20 protein-coding genes and 1 pseudogene are annotated in these 21,251 nt (G+C 25.9%); 7 read left to right on the top strand and 14 right to left on the bottom strand.

All coding sequences use genetic code 11. The annotated features are described in order from the left end of the window. The first annotated feature begins 82 nt into the window (after positions 1-82). Positions 83-1,210: an SLC13 family permease gene (locus HH195_RS04790; protein WP_055257531.1), complete on the top strand. Its 1,128-nt coding sequence runs from the start codon at positions 83-85 to the stop codon at positions 1,208-1,210. A 148-nt stretch (positions 1,211-1,358) separates the two neighbouring features. On the opposite strand, the gene HH195_RS04785 is transcribed toward HH195_RS04790, so the two are convergent. From HH195_RS04785 to HH195_RS04765, 5 genes are all read right to left on the bottom strand, one after another. Continuing rightward, entirely contained in the window at positions 1,359-1,508 is a 150-nt protein-coding gene (locus HH195_RS04785; protein ID WP_156304285.1) for a hypothetical protein, read from the bottom strand. A gap of 15 nt (positions 1,509-1,523) precedes the next feature. Further along, positions 1,524-1,799 (bottom strand): hypothetical protein, encoded by a 276-nt coding sequence (locus HH195_RS04780; protein ID WP_196371768.1) that lies wholly within the window; start codon positions 1,797-1,799, stop codon positions 1,524-1,526. A 183-nt stretch (positions 1,800-1,982) separates the two neighbouring features. After that, a complete protein-coding gene (locus HH195_RS04775; protein WP_196371767.1) occupies positions 1,983-2,156 on the bottom strand; it encodes a hypothetical protein in 174 nt (57 codons plus the stop codon). Then, positions 2,153-2,428, bottom strand: a complete 276-nt coding sequence (locus HH195_RS04770) for an autorepressor SdpR family transcription factor (RefSeq protein WP_055257536.1) — start codon at positions 2,426-2,428, stop codon at positions 2,153-2,155. The genes HH195_RS04775 and HH195_RS04770 overlap by 4 nt, the downstream gene beginning before the upstream one ends. A gap of 159 nt (positions 2,429-2,587) precedes the next feature. Then, a complete protein-coding gene (locus tag HH195_RS04765; protein WP_112365944.1) occupies positions 2,588-3,091 on the bottom strand; it encodes a GNAT family N-acetyltransferase in 504 nt (167 codons plus the stop codon). 156 nt (positions 3,092-3,247) lie between these two features. On the opposite strand from HH195_RS04765, the gene HH195_RS04760 reads away from it, so the two are divergent. Both HH195_RS04760 and HH195_RS04755 read left to right on the top strand, forming a co-directional pair. Beyond that, complete coding sequence (locus tag HH195_RS04760; RefSeq protein ID WP_196371766.1) at positions 3,248-4,315, top strand: glycosyltransferase; 1,068 nt, start codon at positions 3,248-3,250, stop codon at positions 4,313-4,315. Positions 4,316-4,320: 5 nt separating this feature from the next. Continuing rightward, a complete protein-coding gene (locus HH195_RS04755) occupies positions 4,321-5,394 on the top strand; it encodes a glycosyltransferase (protein WP_196371765.1) in 1,074 nt (357 codons plus the stop codon). 89 nt (positions 5,395-5,483) lie between these two features. Here HH195_RS04755 and HH195_RS04750 read toward each other — a convergent pair whose 3' ends face one another. The 7 genes from HH195_RS04750 to HH195_RS04720 form a co-directional block, all read right to left on the bottom strand. After that, complete coding sequence (locus HH195_RS04750) at positions 5,484-7,157, bottom strand: hypothetical protein (RefSeq protein WP_196371764.1); 1,674 nt, start codon at positions 7,155-7,157, stop codon at positions 5,484-5,486. Between the two features lie 212 nt (positions 7,158-7,369). After that, complete coding sequence (locus HH195_RS04745; RefSeq protein ID WP_243278561.1) at positions 7,370-8,407, bottom strand: C40 family peptidase; 1,038 nt, start codon at positions 8,405-8,407, stop codon at positions 7,370-7,372. A 431-nt stretch (positions 8,408-8,838) separates the two neighbouring features. Further along, a complete protein-coding gene (locus HH195_RS12645) occupies positions 8,839-10,125 on the bottom strand; it encodes a C40 family peptidase (RefSeq protein ID WP_196371762.1) in 1,287 nt (428 codons plus the stop codon). Positions 10,126-10,469: 344 nt separating this feature from the next. Then, positions 10,470-10,634 carry a hypothetical protein gene (locus HH195_RS04735; RefSeq protein ID WP_156304286.1) on the bottom strand — a complete coding sequence of 55 codons (165 nt, stop codon included), beginning with the start codon at positions 10,632-10,634 and terminating at the stop codon, positions 10,470-10,472. Between the two features lie 60 nt (positions 10,635-10,694). Beyond that, on the bottom strand, positions 10,695-11,645 hold the full coding sequence (locus HH195_RS04730) for a carbohydrate kinase family protein (protein ID WP_196371761.1): 951 nt from the start codon (positions 11,643-11,645) through the stop codon (positions 10,695-10,697). Between the two features lie 21 nt (positions 11,646-11,666). Then, positions 11,667-11,861 (bottom strand): DUF4250 domain-containing protein, encoded by a 195-nt coding sequence (locus HH195_RS04725; RefSeq protein WP_055257552.1) that lies wholly within the window; start codon positions 11,859-11,861, stop codon positions 11,667-11,669. 327 nt (positions 11,862-12,188) lie between these two features. Continuing rightward, positions 12,189-12,374, bottom strand: a complete 186-nt coding sequence (locus HH195_RS04720; RefSeq protein ID WP_196371760.1) for a hypothetical protein — start codon at positions 12,372-12,374, stop codon at positions 12,189-12,191. 248 nt (positions 12,375-12,622) lie between these two features. Between HH195_RS04720 and HH195_RS04715 the strand changes: the two genes are divergently transcribed. Beyond that, positions 12,623-13,261 (top strand): nitrite/sulfite reductase domain-containing protein, encoded by a 639-nt coding sequence (locus tag HH195_RS04715; protein ID WP_196371759.1) that lies wholly within the window; start codon positions 12,623-12,625, stop codon positions 13,259-13,261. Between the two features lie 214 nt (positions 13,262-13,475). Here HH195_RS04715 and HH195_RS04710 read toward each other — a convergent pair. Continuing rightward, positions 13,476-14,336 (bottom strand): annotated as a pseudogene (locus tag HH195_RS04710) (tRNA 2-thiocytidine biosynthesis TtcA family protein); the annotation flags it as partial. 259 nt (positions 14,337-14,595) lie between these two features. Here HH195_RS04710 and HH195_RS04705 point away from each other — a divergent pair. The 3 genes from HH195_RS04705 to HH195_RS04695 all read left to right on the top strand — a co-directional run bounded on the left by HH195_RS04705 (position 14,596) and on the right by HH195_RS04695 (position 18,022). Continuing rightward, entirely contained in the window at positions 14,596-14,865 is a 270-nt protein-coding gene (locus tag HH195_RS04705) for an ACT domain-containing protein (RefSeq protein ID WP_196371757.1), read from the top strand. 21 nt (positions 14,866-14,886) lie between these two features. Next, complete coding sequence (locus HH195_RS04700; protein ID WP_196371756.1) at positions 14,887-16,239, top strand: PFL family protein; 1,353 nt, start codon at positions 14,887-14,889, stop codon at positions 16,237-16,239. A 187-nt stretch (positions 16,240-16,426) separates the two neighbouring features. After that, entirely contained in the window at positions 16,427-18,022 is a 1,596-nt protein-coding gene (locus HH195_RS04695; protein ID WP_196371755.1) for an ABC-F family ATP-binding cassette domain-containing protein, read from the top strand. A 46-nt stretch (positions 18,023-18,068) separates the two neighbouring features. Here HH195_RS04695 and HH195_RS04690 read toward each other — a convergent pair whose 3' ends face one another. Then, entirely contained in the window at positions 18,069-21,227 is a 3,159-nt protein-coding gene (locus HH195_RS04690) for a DEAD/DEAH box helicase (RefSeq protein ID WP_196371754.1), read from the bottom strand. Positions 21,228-21,251 lie beyond the last annotated feature (24 nt).

Raw genomic sequence — 21,251 nt, 5'->3', positions numbered from 1 at the left:
AGTTATTGATATGATTATTTTCTTAGGTTAAAATTAACTTGTCAGTTTTATTAAAAGATTTTTTAATTAAGGGAGAAAATAAATGGATTCGAAAAGTTTAGATAAACAGAAACTTAAGGAATTTTGTAAACATGAAATTGTATTAATAGTATCAGTAGTACTAGCTATAGCTTCTTCATTTATAAACGGACCAAATTTTGGTTCTATTAGCTATAAAGATTTAATGTTGTTATTTGATCTTATGATTGTTGTTACAGCGTTAAAAGAGTTTAAGGTATTAGATTACATAGGAACAAAACTTCTACATAAGGATAATAGTTCAAGAAGGATTTATATTATAATGGTAACTTTAACATTCTTCAGTTCAATGCTTATTACTGATGATGTTGCATTAATTACCTTTGTTCCACTTGCTTTAGTATTAGCTAAAAAAGCTAATTTTAATCCAGTAAAATTAGTAGTATTTCAAACAATGGCTGCAATTTTAGGATGTGCACTAACACCTATGGGAAGTTCGCAAAACCTTTACATTTTTACACATTTTGATTTGACTTCTGGAGAATTTTTTGCGGTTACACTACCAATGGCAATAGTAGCATTTATATTTTTGTTAGTTTTAGTATTGGTTCAAAAGAATAAAAAGTTAGATGTAGCTATTGAAGAAATTCATATAAAACATAAAAAGCTTACTATTTTATATTTTGTTTTATTTTTAGTTGTATTAGCTTCAGTATTTAAATTACTTAATTACGAATATGCTTTTATAATAATATTAGTAGTTACATTTTTTGTTAATAAAAAATTATTTAAGAGAGTTGATTATTCTTTACTAATAACATTTACTGGATTCTTTATATTTATAGGAAATGTTTCAGCAATACCTGCTGTTAAAACTTTAGTATCTGGTCTTTTAACAGATCCAATACATACATATTTTATATCACTAATACTTAGCCAATTTATTAGTAATGTTCCAGTTACACTACTTCTTTCACCATTTACACATGATTTTAAATCTATAGTATTAGGTGTAAATGCAGGAGGATTATTCTCATTAATAGGTTCTATGGCTAGTATAATTTCTTATAAATTTGTTATATCAGAAACAAAGACAAGTCCTATAACTTATATAAAAAAGTTTGCTTTTTATAGCTTAATTGCATTTTGTGTAATAATTCCAACAGCTATGGTTCTGATTATCTTTTTTTAGAATTTAAATATATAAAGAATGTGAATAGGAAGAAAATAAAATCTTTTCTTCCTATTTTTATAGTTTTTATTTACGAGTATTTTAAATAAAATACTAAATACAAAAACAAACCCAATAATTAAGTAACTTAATTATTGGGTTTAAATTTTTAATTTAATATATTTTCATTATAATACTTTCTATTTAAAACAATTTTATTAGTATCTTTATTTAAAAACATAAATATTATTATCCCTAAAGAGAAAAATATAGTTAAACAAATACATATTAAAAGAGCTTTTTCTGTTTTATTTTTCATAACTTCCCCTTATAATTATATAATAATCAACATTAAAATTATATTTAATATTAAATTTAAAAGTATTCCAAATAAAACATAGTTCTTTTCTTTTTTCTGTTCATTGCTTATTTTATTTAAACTTTCTTCTATTTTTGAAATTCTATCATTTATTTCATCTATGTTTTCTAAAACTTCTATATTATTTCTTCTCTTTGTTTCTTTAGTATTAATTTCTAATATTTTATAATAATCTGATCCCATTATTTCTTTTTCTAATCCTAATAAATAATCTTCTGATGTTAAAGCCATTATATCAACTCCCAGTTTATTAATTCCCTTTATTTACCATTATACATAATTATATAATCATCTACAATAAAATATTAAAATATTTCTAATTTACAAATTTTTTCATCTTTTTATAATAAAAATATCCAGAATATACACTAGGTATAATAATCAACAAACATGTTGTTAATGTAATGGCCTGATTCATATTAAAAAAATTTTTTCAGTATTAATATCAAAAATAAATAATATCAAAATAGCTATAAAACCTATTATACAAGAAATTTTATTGCTATCTTGTATATTAAATCCAAGAATAAATATAAAAGCCGAAAGCACTCCGAATATAATCCTTATTACTAAATCGAATTTTCTCATACATCATCCCCCTTACCTTTTGAAAATATATCAAGAAATCCTCCTAAAACTTGTTGTATTACAGATGTGTTAATTGAATAAATTATAAATTGTCCCTTTTTTTCCGCCGTTATAAGTTTAGCATTCTTTAATATATCTAAATGTTTTGATATTGCAGGTTTTGACATATTAAAATTATTTGCTATATCTCCCATAGACATATCACCCTTACTTAAAATCTTAAGAATTTCTCGTCTAGTTTCATCACTTAATGCCTTAAAAACTTTATTCATATCCTCCTGTCCTCTCTTTATATAAACATTTAACTAATTAGTTAAATATTTATATTTATTATATTATATATTTGTAAAAAAATAAATTATTTTACATTATATATTAACAATTAAATTTTTTTATCTTATTAATTTTTAAATTAAAAATAGTTAACATTATTAAAATTTTTCATTAATAAAACTGTATATATACGAATCATTATATTTTCCATGATGAAACCTATATTTTCTAAGAATACCCTCTTTCAAAAATCCTGCCTTTTCAAGTATTTTTTGAGCAGCTATATTCTTCACATCTGTATCAGCTTCTACCCTTACAATTGGATAATTGCTAAATAAATATTTAATTATCATTTTCAAAATAGTAGTTCCTTTTCCTCTATTACAACTATTAGGAGTCAATACCATTCCTATCTTAACAATCCCCTCTCTGTAAAAACTAAGATATACTAGTCCTATTTTATGCTCTTCTTCTTTAATCATTAACACTTGAAACTCATCTGAACAAAATCCACTTTTATTATAATCTTGCTCTAATTCATTTAATGATTGGAATTTAAATTCTTGAAAGTCCCCCCTTATTTCTTGTGAGTTCCATCTGTAAATAGTTTTTAAATCATCTCTTTCAATTGTTCTTATACTTATATTTCCTTCCATAATCATACACATAACCCTCTTTCTATTTATTATTCTAACATACATATTCAAAATTTATTTATATAGAAAATATATAAGTTTTTCAATATTTTCTCCTATCGAATATAAAACAAAAATTTAACATATATTATTATGAATTTTATATATCATAAGGAGTATAAATTGATTATCGATATTGTTTTAATATATGGAACTGGACATGGAGGAGTTGAAAATGCTATTACACAAGTAGTTAAAGGATTAAAAAATAGAGGACATAGGGTTAGGGTATTCCAAAGCTATAAACCATTTTATGAAGAATGGATTAAAACATTAGATGAAATTTATTATTATGGAAATTCTAATGAATTTTACAATATTAAAGATTTTTATAATTATGCAATTAATTATAAAAACTTATTATTTAAACTTGGAAAGCCAGACATTGTACTAGCTACGCATTCCACATTATCTAGTTACTTATGTCATCTTGCACTTAAAGACAATATAAATATAATTCCTATTATATCTTGGATACATGGACCTTCATGGGTTTATGGATGGGAATGCTTGCTAAACTACTGTGATGGTCATTTAGCTATAAGTTCCCTTGTAAAAAGAAGTATAGAAGATAATGTTAAAAATAATAATAACATTTTTTTAATAGGTAATCCTATTGAAAATAAAAATATATCAACCATTTCTAGATCATTAAATATTACTAAAATATTATATCTATCAAGATTAGATAAAGAAAAAGGTACTGATATTTTGTTTAAGGCATTAGCCAATGTAGATGCTCCTTTTGAATTAACTATTATAGGTGATGGAAGTTTGACCTTTGAGCTTAAAGAATTAGCTAATACTTTAGGTATTTCTAAAAAGATTAAATGGCTTGGTTGGCAAGAAAATCCTTGGTCAAAAGTTTCTGAAGCCTCTTTTACAATAGTAGCATCACCTTCAGAGGGGTTTTCGTTATCTACTGCAGAATCACTTATGAGAGGAATTCCTGTTATTTCAACGAGATGTGGAGGGCCTGAAGACATGATTATAGATGGTGTCAATGGCTATCTTTATGATGTTGATGATTATATAAATCTTTCAAAAATATTAAATAATATTATTAATAAGAAATATTCTCTTCCAAGTAGAGAAACATGCATTGAGTCTATACAAAAATATACTGTTGATAATGTTATTAATAATATCGAAAATATACTAAAAAAATATGTTGAAAATTTTAGTAGGTGATTTAAATGATTATAGATATTGTAACATATTATCTTGGTGGGAAAGGTGGTGCTGAAACTACCTTAATACTACTTAGTAATTCATTAAAAAAGAAAGGACATACTGTTAGAATTTTAATGGCATACCCTCCATTATTTAAAAAATGGTTAAATGCTTTAGACAATGTATATTATTATGGTTTAGGTGCAACAATTAATAATGGAAGTTATTTAGAATTTTCTATAAATTATAAAAAAATACTATCTTTAATTGGTAAGCCTGATATATGTATAGCTTTTTATGATTGTATTCAAAATTATATATGTTATTATGCTCTTGAAGAAAATAATATTCTTTCAGTTCCTTTAGTATCTTTTTTGCATGATTCCATAAAGAATTTTTATAGCAAAGAATCTTTAGGATTTTCATTAGCTCATTTTGCCCTAAATAAAGAAATACAATTAGATATTAAAAATCTACTGGGTAATAAACGAATTTACTTAATTCAAAACTTAATTAATACTGATAATATATCTAATATTAATCTTTCTGAAAAAAACTTAGAAATATTATATATAGGACGTTTAGAATCTGAAAAAAACATTTCCTATCTTTTAAATTCATTATCTAAATTAGATAATAATTTTTTGTTAAAAATAATTGGAGATGGTTCTCTTTTAGCTTCTCTAAAACAACAAGCTCTACACTTAAAAATTTCTGAAAAAATATCATGGACTAATTGGCAAGAAAATCCTTGGACTAAAGTTTCTAAAGCTTCTATTTTAATCCTTCCTTCAAATGAGGATAAATGCCCTTTAGTATTACTTGAATCTCTAGCACATGGAATCCCTGTAATATGTACAAATTCAAAAATAAAAAATAAATTTATTACTCACGGAAAAAATGGTTGGTTTATAGATAGTAATGATGAGAATTCCCTTGTAAATTTGCTAAAGGATATGATAAACAATAAAATATCCCTACCTAATAAAGAATACTGTAAAAAAACCGTAGAAGTTTTTAATTTGCAAAAAACAATATCTACAATAGAATCGGCTCTTTTAAGAGAAATAGATATTTTTAAAAGTAATAAAAACTAAAATTTCTTTAACTAAATATTTTACATGCAAAAGAAAAGCTAAAATAATTTTAGCTTTTCTTTTTTTATTTCTTTATGACTTTACTTAATTTATTTTTTCTTAATAACAACGTATATAATAAGTAAAATTAAAGTAATAATTGATATTACTAATGATATGTGTTGAAGTATACTGCCTCCATATTTTACGTATATAGTACCATTTGTATAATCACTTAAATCAACTTTAACTATATTATTTGAACCCTTCTCTACTATAAGATTATGTTCCTTTCCATTAACATCTAATGTAGCTTTATATCCTAAGTAATATATTAAAGGAAGTTCAAAGTAACTATCTTTAATGTTATTTCCATAAAACTGTATTTTTATATTAGTTCCATTCTTAATAAAAGAAAACTTAATATTTTTATTATTAGACGTTATAATATTTCCTCTTTCAGCAAGTTCTTTAATATTTGTATTAGCTGGTAAATATTCTCCGTTCCCAACAGAATAATTAACTTGGTAATTTTCAGATATCATTTTATGACTTGCAACTTTTGCTGTATAATCAGCATAAATATTTACTGTAGATGCAAATATCGATAAAATTAAAACTATAATTAATGCAATTTTTCTACTATTATTTTTTTTAAATAATGAAAAAGCTATAATCCCAGAACTTACTGATAAAAATGCAGTAGCTGGAAGTAAAAGCCTCCAAGCAAATTGAATGGCACCTATTTGCTTGCAAATATCAGTTATTGTATTCCATGGGAACCATCCTATAACAGCTAAAAGACATATAATCCCCATAACTAAACATATATCTGAATATATAAAATATGCATTTTTATTCTTTCTTACCTTGAATCTAAGAATCGGCATAACTAATATTGCAATTCCAACTCCTGAAATTGCAGGAATTAAAAATTTATTAAATCTAAATGAAAATATTGCTGGTAAAAATCCTTCCACAGTTTGAGAAAGAGTAAATTGAGTTATTGTTTTTGTTGTTAATATAAACTTTTGACTCAATATTTGTTGAACTAACGGAAAAGTAAAATATGAAGTCAAAAGACATGCTACAACCCCTGCTAAAATAAAGTATAAAATTCTTATTTTTTCTTTTCTCATGTGAAAAAGTCCTATTAAAAATATCAAAATCGTAAATCCAGAAACTACTATTGAACTTATTTCGTGAGATAAAAATATAGCCGCTATTCCAAGACTTAATATATACCATTGTTTATAATTATCATAGATTATTTTATACATTCCAAGTATTACTAGTGGTAAAAATACAAATGCTAAGGTTTCCCCAAGATCAGCCCTAGTATAAGCGTCAATAGCCCTATAACTTGCTAAGGTATAAACTATCATAGATATAGTTGCTGCATATCTAGATTTTGATATTCCTTTAACACATATGTACATAAACAAAGCCGCAAATATAGTGCATAAAAGCAATAATATTTTGTAAGCGGTAACAACCTTCATTCCAAAACACACTAAGATTGCTGGAATATATAAAAATAAATCGGGATAAAAAAGACCATTAGCATACCCATATCCATGAAAATATCCTGGATAAATTTTAACTGGAAAACTTCCAAGCTCAAGTCCATTTTTAATGCCAACTATACGTGACAGATGAAAGTATAAATCATCCCCTTTTGGTATACCAGGTATTAAGAGCCAAAATGTAAAATAGCCACATAAAAAAATAAAGAGTATTGCTATTATTATAGATACTCTTCTTTTTTTTTCTTTTTTATTCATATAATTTTTCCTTTCTTACACACATATAGTAATATAATTTTTATAGCTATTATATTTAACTAAAATTTATTGATTTTTTAACATTTTACTCCTTTTTTTTTATAAATTCAACAATAATTTAACAACTTGTTCATTTATTTAGACATTGCTTTAGCATATAATTAAACTTAAGCTATATCTAATAGATATAGCTTAAGAATATTAAAGTTATATTATAAAACATCTCTTACAGCTACAACTTCATAAATTGGTGATATTGTAACTCCATTTTGTGGATCCATAGCATCTAATATTTTTCCGTTTCCTATGTAAATTCCAACGTGATTTGGTCCTTCAGGACTTGGCATTTCAAATACTAAATCCCCTGGCTTAACATCACTTAATGATACTGGTGTACCACAATTTACTTGTTCAAATGTAGTTCTTGGAAGATCTATTCCAAAGTGAGCATATACATATTGTACAAATCCAGAACAATCAAATCCTGTTGATGGACTATCTCCTCCCCATACATATGGATATCCTTCAAATTGCATTGCATAATTTATTATATCTTGTGCTGTTACTGTTGAAGTTGAACTTGATGTTGATGTTGAATTAGTTACTGAACTACTAGATGTTGTAGAAGAAGTACTTGAAGAACCAGTTATACTTATAAATTCTCCATAAGCATATCCTACTACTCCATTATATTCTACATTATACCATCCATTAGATTCACCTAATATTTTAACTTGAGTTCCTTCCGCAAGTGAACCTATTATAGTTGATGATAAATTCGGAGCTGTTCTAAAATTTAAACTATATCCTAAATTCAAATTAGAAACTACTCCATATTCAGAACTAGAAGTTGTTGTAGATGTAGTTGAAGTAGATGTAGAGCTATTAGTATTATTTGATGAATATACAGTAGCTGCTTCAGTAATAAATTGTTTATATACATATCCTGTATATCCACCTGCTTCTACTTTATACCAGTCCCCTGAAACCCCTTCTATAGTTACATTAGCACCATAGTCTAACGCAGTTATAATATTTCCATTCATATTTGGCTCATTTAACATATATAAACCAATTGGACTATTTACTATTCCTGTTGAAGTTTCAACTTTTGTATATGTATCACTTGTTGTTTTCGTAGTTTTCGTTGTTTTTGTTGTTGTAGCCGTATTATTTGGAAGTGTCGAGGCAAAAGCTTGTGTACATCCTCCAAATAACACGTATGATGCAATTACTCCGCTTATAAACATTTTTTTCACAATAATCATCTCCTAAAATCAATAAATCAAGTTTTTATATATAAAAGAAAGTATGTTCATTAAATATTAATTAAATTTTTATTTATTAAATCACACTTATAATAACTTAATTTTTATTTATACACAAATAGATAAGCATATTTATATCGAAATTTCATGTTATTTTTCGCCTTTTTTCTTTAAAATCCTTCATTTTTCTTATATTTTTTATTATTTTTTTTGAAAATATTCGCCCATCATATATTAAAAGTAATTTTTTTAAAAAAAATATTATTTTTTTATTTTATGTATTTATTTTAAACTAAAATCTACATTGATTTAAGTTTGTATTTTTTTCTATTTTCTCTTTAAAATAGTTTCTTCAAAAAAGAAAGAGTGCCTATAAATTGACACTCTAACTCTACAATTATTAAACAATTTTATTATAAAACATTTCTTACAGCTACAACACTATATAATTTAGAAATTGTAACTCCTTGTCCAACACCAGCAGCATCTATCATTTGACCATTACCAATGTAAATTCCAACATGATTTGGACCTTCAGAACTACCAAATTCAAATACTAAATCTCCTGGTTTAATATTATTTAATGATACTGGTGTACCACAATTTACTTGTTCAAATGTAGTTCTTGGAAGATTTATTCCAAAATGAGCATATACATATTGTACAAATCCAGAACAGTCAAATCCTGTTGATGGGCTACTTCCACCCCATACATATGGATATCCTTCAAATTGATAAGCATATGCTAATACTTGTTGAGCAGTAACACCTGTTGAACTACTTGTATCTTTGTTTATTGTCTTATTAGTTGAATTATTTGTATCTTTATTTGTAATTTTATTGGTTGAATTGCTTGTATCTTTGTTTATTGTTTTACTTGCTGAGTTGCTTGTATCTTTATTTACTGTCTTATTAGTTGAATTACTTGTATCCTTATTTATTGTTTTATTTGCCGAATTGCTTGTATCTTTGTTTATTGTCTTACTTGTTGAATTACTTGCATCCTTGTTTACTGTCTTGCTTATTAAGCTACTCGCATAATTATTTATTGTTTTATTTGTTAAACTACTTGTATGTGTATCTTTATTTACTGTTTTATTTATAGATATGTATTCTTGGTATATATATCCTGTTATTCCATCAACCTGTACTTTATACCATTGTCCTTGTTTACCTATAACTTTAACATTTTTTCCATTATGAAGAGTTGTTAAAACATCAGTATTTAATCCAGCACCTTGTCTTACATTAACTGCATAAGAAACATTAACAATGCTTCCATCTTCATTTAAACTTGTTAAAGGACTATCAGGATAATTATGTATTTCTTGTACATCTGAAGATTTTAAATAACCTACATCACCTGTTTCATGAATTGTAACTTTATAATAACCATTATCAATATTTCCATTATTTATTGTTGCCATTTCACCAACTGAAACATTTGAAAATACACTTCCTAATTGAGGATTTAATAATTTTAAAGAGCCTTCTTTACTTATTACACCTTGATTAGTGGCAATTCCTTGAGCTTTTATATTATTAACTTGAGGAGTAGTTGCAGTTTGTGCTGTATCTGTACCACTAGCTAAAACTACATTACTTACTATGCCAGAAGAGTAATTTGCTCCTAATACTCCATATCCTCCAATTGTCATAGATGCAGCTAATATTATCGCTGTCATTTTAACTTTTTTCATTGATGCCCTCCTTAATATTTAACCATTAAATATGTTAATAGCCGCAATTTAAAATACTTGCACTTCTATAATAAATGAAATTTTATTTATATACAAATTGTGAATATGGTTTAATCTATCAAATTTTTTCATAAACTAGCTATTAACTTAATATTTTACTTGTCTTTCGATAATTTACCCTTTTTTCTTTAATATGCTTTATAATTCTTTGATTTAATTTTTTTAAATTGTAAATATTTTAAGTATTGTTAGTTTTTTTATCAGTATCATTTACGAGTATTTTATTTTAGAATATATAAAAATAAAAAAAAGAATTCAATTTTGAACTCTTTTTTTATTAAGAATTATTCTTCTTCTATTATTTCTTCTTTATCTGCTATAACTTCATCTTCGTCATTAGCTTCAACTACTTTATTTTTATTCATTTTATCATATACAATAGCTGCAACTAAAGCTGCTCCTGCAAGACCTACAAGTAAATTTCTCTTTATATGTTTTTTCTTTTTCATAAAAATCACGCCTCTCATATTTCTTTATATACTTATTATAACTTTTATTTCTAAAAAAAACTATACATTATATGTCTCTTCTATCCATTTTATTTTATCTATTTCCTCTAATACCTTATTTAAGCACATTTCAGGATGTATAGTCGCTTCATCTGCAATTGTTATAATAGACATAGCCATTGAAAATTTTACTATATCAACTTCATCTAATTTATTCATATAACCATGACCAATACCAGCTACAAAAGAATCTCCTGCACCTGTAACATTTTTAACTATAACGTCTAATGCTTTAACTTTTCCGCATTGTTTACCATTATTATAAAATATTCCTTCAGAATCTAAACTTATGTATACTTTTTTTATACCTAAACTTAAAAAATAATTACTAGCTCTTATTAAATCTTCTGTATCCTTTATAGGAAATCCAGCTAAAATTTCAGCCTCATGTCTATTTGGCTTTATCGTATGAAAATCCTTAATCATATCTTTTACCCAAGTAGCTTTTTCAGCTGATACTGGATCTAATATAAAATTTGTTTCCTTCGAAAAATTTTTTAATATATAAGAAAGTATTTTGGGATTATCAGAATCCACTACAACATACTTAGCATTTTTTATTAATTCTTTTTTGCTATCTATAAACTCTTCAGTCATGGCATTTAAACTTTTCATATCAGAAATAGCAGATACCATTTCTCCATTTTCATCTAATATGGCAAGATATGTTGGCGTTGATGCCCCTTTGATTATCATAGAGTCTTCCATGTTATATCCAATTTCTCTTGAATGTTCTAATATACTTTTTCCACATTCATCATCTCCTAAAACCGATAAAAATTTTGTATTTATTCCAATTCTAGCACTATTTTCAGCAATATTTCTACAAACTCCTCCAAAAGACATTTTTATCTTCCCTGGTGTAGAATTATATGCTCTATAATTAGATGTGCTAAATCCAAATATATCTATTATAGATGCTCCAAGAACTAATAAATAATCATTTTTCATTATAATATTTCCCCCTAAATTTTAAATTCCTATAAATTGATTATTTTCTTTATTATAAACATAATTAATTGATTTTAATCTTTCACTCAAACAATCCTTACTTATATCTAAATCATAACAAAGACTATCTAAATTTTCATAATAATCTCTTAATTTTAAATTTATTATGCTAAGTAATATAAAAGCATCCATAGTTTCATAATTTTCTAAATCCATTTTTTTATCTCCTTAATATTTTATTAAAATAATTATACAAAAAAATTACCAAAGGCACAAACTACCTGTTAATAAAATTTTCTATTTATTCGTCTATTAAAAATACCCTATGTAAAAATTTATTACATAGGGTATAAAAATGTATTTATTTTTTAGTTTCAGGAACTTCTTTTACTATATTTTTTTAGATGTCTTAAATCTTTTTGAATTCCATGATGATTGTTGATCCTTTTTCGCCATAATTCTTCTCTCTTTCTTATAGTAGAACATATTAAATTTTATTTAGTTTAATGATATTATGCGAAAATAATTTAATTCTTATTCTATTTAATTAATTTTCTTTATTTTACTAATTATTTTTTTTTCGACAAGTTCTGATTTTGAAAAACCTTTTCTAAAATATCTTATTTGCTTATAATCAACTCCATTCATAGAAAAATCCAAAATATCTATTCTGTCGCCACTGTATATAACAGGTTCCTTTTTTCCTTTTAAGTAGACTAAAACTTGCATAAAACTCCTCCATAATCTAAAATTCCGTAACATTTGTGCTTGTTTATATATTATGTAATATTATATCATTAAAACAGAAATAATAAAAAGCATCTATACGTGCTAAAATATAAATGATTAATAATTTTTTAATAAAAATTTTATATTATAATGAATAAATAACACTAAAATCAAATTGAAATATTGAAAAATATATATTTATGAGAAAGTGAGGTAGCTACTTTAAAATAAAAAGTAGTAAAAAAATAATGGCTAATTTACAAAAAATAAAAAATGGAAAAAGAACTTTTGCTATAACTCCTGATATTCCTGGAGGTTTTGTAACTCCTGAACAATTAGTAAGAATAGGAGAAGTAACTAAAAAATATAACGGTGCATTAAAAATAACATCAGGGCAAAGAATCTTAATAACCAACTTAAACATGGAAGATATACCTAAAATTTGGGAAGAACTTAATATGAAACCTGCTGTAATAAATCAAAATTCTATTAAAAATGTTGAAATGTGTCCAGCTGGATTTTGTAAAAGATCAAAATTTAATACAATAGGAACCGGCATGAAACTATATAATAAATATCAAAGAATGGATATGCCATGCAGAACAAAGATAGGAGTAGCTGGTTGTAAGGACGCTTGTGGAAGTGTTTATTGCAAAGATATTGGAGTTGTTGCAGATAAGACTGGATTTATAGTTTCTGTTGGTGGTTCTGGTGGATATAATCAAAGGCTTGCAGATATAATAGCTGAAAATCTAACAGAGGCTCAAGCATTAGCTCTTGTAGATAAAATTGTTGAATTTTATAAAGCGAGTGCTCAGCCAGGTGAAAAACTTGGATTTTTTATAGATAGAATAGGAATTGAAGAATTCAAAACAAATGTTTTATAAAAATATTAGCTGTATCAAATATTTGATACAGCTAATATTTTTATTCATTTTTTAAGTCTTTAACTTCTTTTAAAGTAAGTCCAGTTTTACTAGCTATTACTTCATCATCTAAAACGTCAAAAAGATTTCTTGCAATATTTTTCCTTTCAGCCATTATTTCATCTTTATTCAACCCATCTTGTTTTAACTTTCCTACAGATTGTAAAAGTGATTGTTCTTCATAAAAATCCAAATAAGAATAATGTTTTCCATCAATATCAAAACCAATTATTGAATCTATTGCTACATTTTCTGCTGCTCTAAATATTGATTTATCAACATCTTTGAAATTTTCTTTAAAATTTTCGATAAAATCCTTTATTTCAAAACGCTTATTTCCTATCTTTTTAGCAGCCACCATACAAGCACAGTTTAACGGCCATATTCCAGAATTTTGAATCCATCTTTTTATATATCTTTCTTCTACATAATAAAGAGGTCTTATAAGTTCCATATCTTTAAAATTATTTGATTTAAGTTTTGGAAGCATTGTTTTAAAATTTCCAGCATATAAAATATTTAGCATTGTAGTTTCTATTACATCATTAAAGTGATGTCCTAATGCTAACTTATTGCAACCAAGTTCTCTAGCCTTTGCATATAAAGATCCTCTTCTCATTCTTGCACACATATAACATGGATAATCTTTAGCTATCTTATCTACAACTTCAAATATTCCTGATTCATAAAGATGTATTGGTATATCTAAATAATTGCAATTATCTATTAAAAGCTCCTTTATATGTGGATGATATCCAGGATCCATAGCTATAAATTCTAATTCAAAATTTACTTGACCATGTTTTTTAAGCTCTTGAAAAAGTTTTGCCATAACTAAAGAATCTTTTCCTCCAGATATTGCAACCCCTATTTTGTCACCCTCTTTAACTAAGTTGTAGTTCTTAACAGCCTTTACAAATTTAGACCATATCTTTTTTCTATAAGTCTTAACTAAACTTCTTTCTATATCTAATAATGGCTTTCTTTCATTAAATGGTACTAATATTTCGCACCCTTCTCCTGCTATGCCACTCATTTACTATCACCTACCTCGTAAAATTACTCGTTTATTATATCAAGTTTATTTAAATTTGTCTTCACTTTACTTTTAATCATCTTAAGTCTATAATAGACATATGTATTTCATACAAATACATATATTAATTTGATATTATTTATTATTATTCGTAATATTTGTGTGAATATATTAATTTTTTTAAAATTTTATGGTATAATCTTATTCATTCAGACAAACTAAAACTATTAAGTATAAATTTTTAAGGAGGTTATATTTTATGAAAGCAATAATAACTGTAATAGGGAAAGATAGAGTCGGTATAATACATGATGTTTCTAAAATATTACTTGAAAAAAATATAAATATATTAGATATTTCTCAAACAATATTAAATGGCTGCTTTACAATGATGATGGTAGTTGAATTTACTGATAAAAATTCAGATTTATCTATTGTTAAAGAAAGTCTTGATGAATTAGCTAAAAAAACAGCTTTAGATATTAGAATACAACATGAAGACATTTTTAACGCAATGCATAGATTATAATTTTTAAGGAGAAATAAAAAAATGATAACACAAAATGAAGCATTAGAAACTATCAGCATGATAAAAGATCAAAATTTAGATGTTAGAACTATAACTTTAGGTTTATCACTTTTAGATTGCGCAAATTCTGACATAAAAACCTTAAGTAATAATATATATGACAAAATAACTAAAACTGCTGAAAACCTTGTTAAAACCGGTGAAGATATAGAAAAAACTTATGGAATTCCAATAATAAATAAAAGAATATCTGTAACTCCTATATCCCTTGTAGCAGCATCAACTAATGCATCTTCTTATGTTGAAATTGCAAAAGCTTTAGATAAAGCCGCTAAAACAGTTGGTGTAGATTTTATTGGAGGTTTTTCAGCTCTTGTACATAAGGGATTTACAAATAGTGATTTAACATTAATAAAATCTCTTCCTGAAGCATTAGCTACTACTGATATAGTTTGCTCATCTGTGAATATCGGTTCCACTAGATATGGAATAAACATGGACGCTGTAAAGATGCTAGGAGAAACTATAAAGACTACTGCTTCTATAACTCCTGAAGGATTTGGATGTGCAAAGCTTGTTGTATTTTGCAATGCAGTTGAAGATAATCCATTTATGGCAGGTGCATTCCATGGCGTTGGAGAAGCTGAAAAAGTTATAAATGTAGGAGTTAGTGGACCTGGAGTTGTTAAAAGAGCTTTAGAATCTGTAAGGGGGAAAAGCTTTGAAGAAGTTGCAGAAACTATAAAGAAAACTTCATTTAAAGTTACAAGAATGGGGCAACTAGTTGCCAAAGAAGCATCAAAAAGACTTGATATACCTTTTGGTATAGTTGATTTATCACTTGCACCAACTCCTGCTGTTGGCGACTCTGTTGGTAGAGTTTTAGAGGAAATTGGTCTTTCTCACTGTGGAACTCACGGAACAACAGCTGCACTTGCTCTTTTAAATGATGCTGTAAAAAAAGGAGGTCTTATGGCTTCATCTTATGTTGGTGGATTAAGTGGTGCGTTTATTCCTGTTTCTGAAGATGAATGTATGATACAACAAACAAAAAATGGGTTCTTAACTTTAGAAAAGCTAGAGGCTATGACCTGTGTATGTTCTGTTGGACTTGATATGATTGCAATTCCTGGTAAAACTTCAGCTTCAACAATCTCTGGAATAATAGCTGATGAAGCTGCAATTGGTATGATAAACAATAAAACAACTGCTGTTAGAATAATACCTGTTCCTGGAAAAGATGTTGGAGATATGGTTGAATTTGGAGGTCTTTTAGGAAGTGCTCCTATTATGAGAACATCTCCAGGAGATTGTATTAATTTTGTAAATAGAGGCGGAAGAATACCTGCTCCTTTACATTCATTAAAAAACTAATAAATCAATTAAAAAAATATAAAAAACACACTTTTATTAATTTTACAGTGTGTTTTTCTCTTATTTGCTTTAATATAAGCTATCTGTTATAATTCAGTAGTAAAAGTATATATAAAAAATACATATTTTTTTATATTTTTTATATTAAGTTTGCAATATAATCTCTGAAAGGAATTGATATAATAAAATGATAACAGTAAATAACGTAAGTTTAAGATATGGTTCTAGAAAACTATTTGAAGATGTTAACTTAAAATTTACTCCTGGAAACTGCTATGGAGTTATTGGTGCAAATGGTGCTGGTAAATCTACATTTTTAAAAATATTATCAGGAGATGTTGAACCAAACACAGGTGATGTTTCTTTAGCTCCAAACACAAGAATGTCAGTACTTAAACAAGACCATTTTGCTTATGACGATTGTGAAGTTTTAAAAACAGTTATAATGGGTAACCCAAGATTATTTCAAATCATGGAAGAAAAAGATGCCCTTTATGCTAAAGCAGACTTTACTGAAGAAGATGGGGTAAAGGCTGCTGAACTTGAGGGTGAATTTGCAGACCTTAATGGTTGGGAAGCTGAAGCTGAAGCTGCATCACTTCTTCAAGGTCTTGGAATTGGAACTGATCTTCAATACAAAACAGTTGGAGAACTTAAAGGTGATGAAAAGGTTAAAGTTTTATTAGCTCAAGCTTTATTTGGAAAACCTGGCGTTCTAATCCTAGATGAGCCTACAAACCACTTAGATGTTAAAGCTATTACTTGGCTCGAAAACTTCTTATCTACCTTTGAAGGAACAGTTATAGTTGTATCACATGATAGACATTTCTTAAATATGGTATGTACCCATATTTGTGATGTTGACTTTGGTAAAATCAAACTTTATGTTGGTAACTATGATTTCTGGTATGAATCAAGTCAATTAGCTCTTCAAATGGCTAAAGACCAAAATAAGAAAAAGGAAGAAAAAATTAAAGAACTTCAAAACTTTATCGCTAGATTCTCAGCTAATGCTTCTAAGTCTAAACAAGCTACTTCTCGTAAAAAGCTTTTAGATAAAATCACTTTAGATGATATTCAACCATCTAGCAGAAGATATCCATTCGTTGGATTTAAACCTGAAAGAGAGGTTGGAAATGATATATTAGAAGTTAATGACTTATCTAAAACTATAGATGGCGTTAAAGTTTTAGATAATATAACATTTAGAGTAAATAGAGATAATAAAATTGCTTTTGTTGGTGATGAAATATCAATAACTACTTTATTTAAAATATTAAATGGAGAACTAGAACCTGATTCTGGAAGTTACAAATGGGGAATAACTACATCACAAGCATACTTTCCTAAAGATAACACAGAGTTCTTTGAAGGATGCGAATATTCATTAGTAGATTGGCTAAGACAATTTGCTGACAAAAAACCTGAAACTCAGTCTGAAAGTTATTTAAGAGGATTTCTTGGAAGAATGTTATTCTCAGGAGATGAAGCCTTAAAGAAAGCATCTGTTTTATCAGGAGGAGAAAAGGTTAGATGTATGTTATCTAGAATGATGCTTAGCTCAGCTAATGTTCTTATGCTAGACCAACCTACAAACCATTTAGATTTAGAATCAATTACAGCTGTAAACAATGGTCTTATAGACTTTAAGAGCATTATATTATTTGCTTGTCACGACCATCAATTTGTTCAAACAATAGCAAACAGAGTTATTGAATTAACACCTGAAGGAGTTAAATTTGATAAAGAATGTAGCTATGATGAATACTTAGAAAGTAAATAAGTTTATATAATAAAATACGGGATGAAATTTTCCATCCCGTATTTTATTAATTTAAAAGATTTAATATATCTTTTTTAGTTAAATTATTTAAATTTTTCTTCATTATGCTTTCATCTAAAATACTATCTATAATACTATTTTTATTGTCTTGAAGATTTATTATCTTTTCTTCAATAGATTCTTTACAAATAAGCTTTAAAACCTCTACATCCTTTTCTTGTCCAATTCTATAAGCTCTATCTGTTGCTTGATTTTCAACTGATGGATTCCACCAAGGATCAAAATGAATTACTAAATTTGCAGATGTTAAATTTAACCCAGTCCCTCCTGCTTTTAAAGATATTAAAAAAACTTTAGTATTTTCTCCTTCATTAAACTCCTTAACCCTTTTTAGCCTTTCTTTTGATGATATTTTGCCATCTATATAATTATACTTTATATCTAAATTTTGCAAATGAATTTTTATTAAATCTAAAGCTTTTGTAAACTGTGAAAATATCAGAACCTTTTTGTGTGTCTTTATATTATCTTGAACAATTTGAATTAAAATATCTATTTTTGAACTTCCCCCATTATAATCATTTATAACAAGGCTTGGATCTAAACAAAGAAGCCTTAATTTAGTTAAATAACTAAATAAATTTCCCTTATTATTTTTTATAGCCTCTTTAATTGTTTTAACAAAAGAATTATAAATAAATTTCTGTTCACTTCCCATATTTATCATAATTCTCTTTTCTAATTTATCTGGAAGATCCTCTAAAACATTCTCTTTTTCACGTCTCAATATAAAAGGACTTATTAAATTTTTTAGTTCTCTTAAACTTTGTTCTTCTTTAAATTTTTTATCAAACTCTTCTTTTACATTTAAATAAGCAGGCATTAAAAAATCGAAAATTGACCATAAATCTATTAATGTATTTTCAATTGGAGTTCCAGTCAACGCAAATCTAATCTTACTATTTATTTTTTTTACACATTGAGTTATTTGAGCATTTGGATTTTTTATAGCTTGTGCCTCGTCTATAATGAAATAATCAAAATATTCTTTTTTATAAAACTCATAATCTATTTTTAATGTTCCATAAGTTGTTAATAATACATCATAATCTTCATGGCTACTTAGTACTTTTTCTCGCCCTTTTATATCTCCATAAGCTACTTTTACTTTTAAACTTGGAGCAAAGTTTTTTAATTCATCAATCCAATTATATATCAAAGAAGTTGGTACAACTATAAGCGATTTTCTTTTATATTCTTTTTCTAATAATAAAAAAGTTATTATTTGAATAGTTTTTCCAAGCCCCATGTCATCTGCTAAAATTCCTCCAAAGCCTAACTTAGCTATATTTTTAAGCCATTTAACCCCAAAAAGTTGATAAGGTCTAAGATTAGCATTTAACCCTTTAGGACTCTCTATATTATCTCTTTTTATAGATTCAAACTCATCATACAGCTTGTTTAATATATCTTTCCCTTCTATATCTATATCAAGTCCTTTTAATTTATTAAATAAATACATACTTTTATCTTTACTTATATATATTTGTCCTGTATTGTCATTATTTATATCAAGTATTGTAGACATATTAAAAAAATCTTTAATATTTTTATCTGTTAAGTCTATAAAAGTGTTATTTCTAGTCTTATAAAAAGATTCATTGTTTTTGTAAGACTTAAATAAGTTTTCAAATTCAATACTATCTAAAAATGGAAAATCATACTTGAATAAAATTCCATTATTTTTTAATGACAAACTTCCTTTAATATCCTTAGAATTATAAAGCTTTAATTTATCAAAATCATTCAAAAATTCTATTACTCCAAATTCACTCAATAAACGTGCTCCTTCTTTCAAAAAGTAATATAAATCATGCTCATTACCTATAAATAGAAACTTATCATCTTTTCTTATAAACTTTAATTTCTCTAAAGCCATAACAATTTTTCGCTCTTTTTCTTTATTTCTTAAGCAGTTATTACGTTCAAAAAAATCAAACGTTTCTTGCCCATAACAAAGGGTTACATAGCAATACAAATTATCCAAATCTTTTTTTATAGAAAATTTAGTTTTTAACATATCTCCTAACGCTTTATATAAACTCTCTCCTAAATTTATATTGTTTGATATTTCTTTTAACAACTTTATAAGAGATTGATATATTTTTAAATCTTTTTCAAAAAGTATTACACCATTATCTTTTAATATCGTATAAAATTCTTTATATATAGTCTGCTCTTTTACATTTAAAAGATAAATATTTCTATCGTACAAAAATACATTGAAATCCTCATTAAGAGGTAAGGGAAGAATTTTTTTACTAGTTACTAACAATAAATTATCTTTTTCCTTAATTGTAAAACTCAAAGGCAAACTTTTTTTCATAATTTTACTTTTATATGTAATAAGATTTTTTGTAAAACTTATATTTTTTTCATTTAAAAATTCCAAAAATCTATAAAGCATTGAAGGTAATAAATTTATATATTTTCCATTAAATAATTTAAACTCTCTACTTAGTATTCCATTTACTTTTTCGTCTAAATCTATAAACTCTTTAAGAAAATAAATAATATTGTAATCATTATTTGAAAATTCATGAATCTCAAAATTATATATTAAATTGCTATTTATTTTTAATTTTTTAAACTTTAAAATATGTTCTACAAATTCTTTTATATTGTTTATTGGGTATACACTTCTACCTTTTATTTTAAACTCAACTTGATAATAATTTGATTTTAAATTTTCTATTTCATTTATATAAACTTCTAAAGATAGCTTTTCTTTTTTCAAAAGAGCTTTTTCAAGTAAATTATTAAGATTTGTACTTTTATATAATAAACTTTTTTCTGCACTTTTAGTGGGAGAAGTTTTAATCTTTTTTTCTGCTAATTCACGAAATTTATAAGTTGTTGCGACTAAATGTTCGCATAAAAAATTTTTCTTATACTTATAATTTTCCTTAAATTCTTCACAACTACACCTATTTTCTAAAATTTTTCTTTCATTTATATTAAACTTTATATGTGTATTATATAATTTTTCATTATCTTTGATAGTTGCATATATATGATAAATATTTTCAATCTTTTTTCCTTTAACATCTTTTATAACATTTTTACTAAATATCCTTTTTCCTTTTTCTAAATTTAAAGAGGAACTTGAATTTAGTATGTATTCTATTAAATCTCTAATGTTCAAAATTACTTCTCCTTTCATTAACAA

It is taken from the genome of Candidatus Sarcina troglodytae (genome assembly GCF_015708635.1).
Classification (GTDB): domain Bacteria; phylum Bacillota; class Clostridia; order Clostridiales; family Clostridiaceae; genus Sarcina; species Sarcina ventriculi.
The sequence above is the reverse complement of the archived record's forward strand: the minus strand, read 5'-3'. Positions and strand labels throughout refer to the sequence as shown.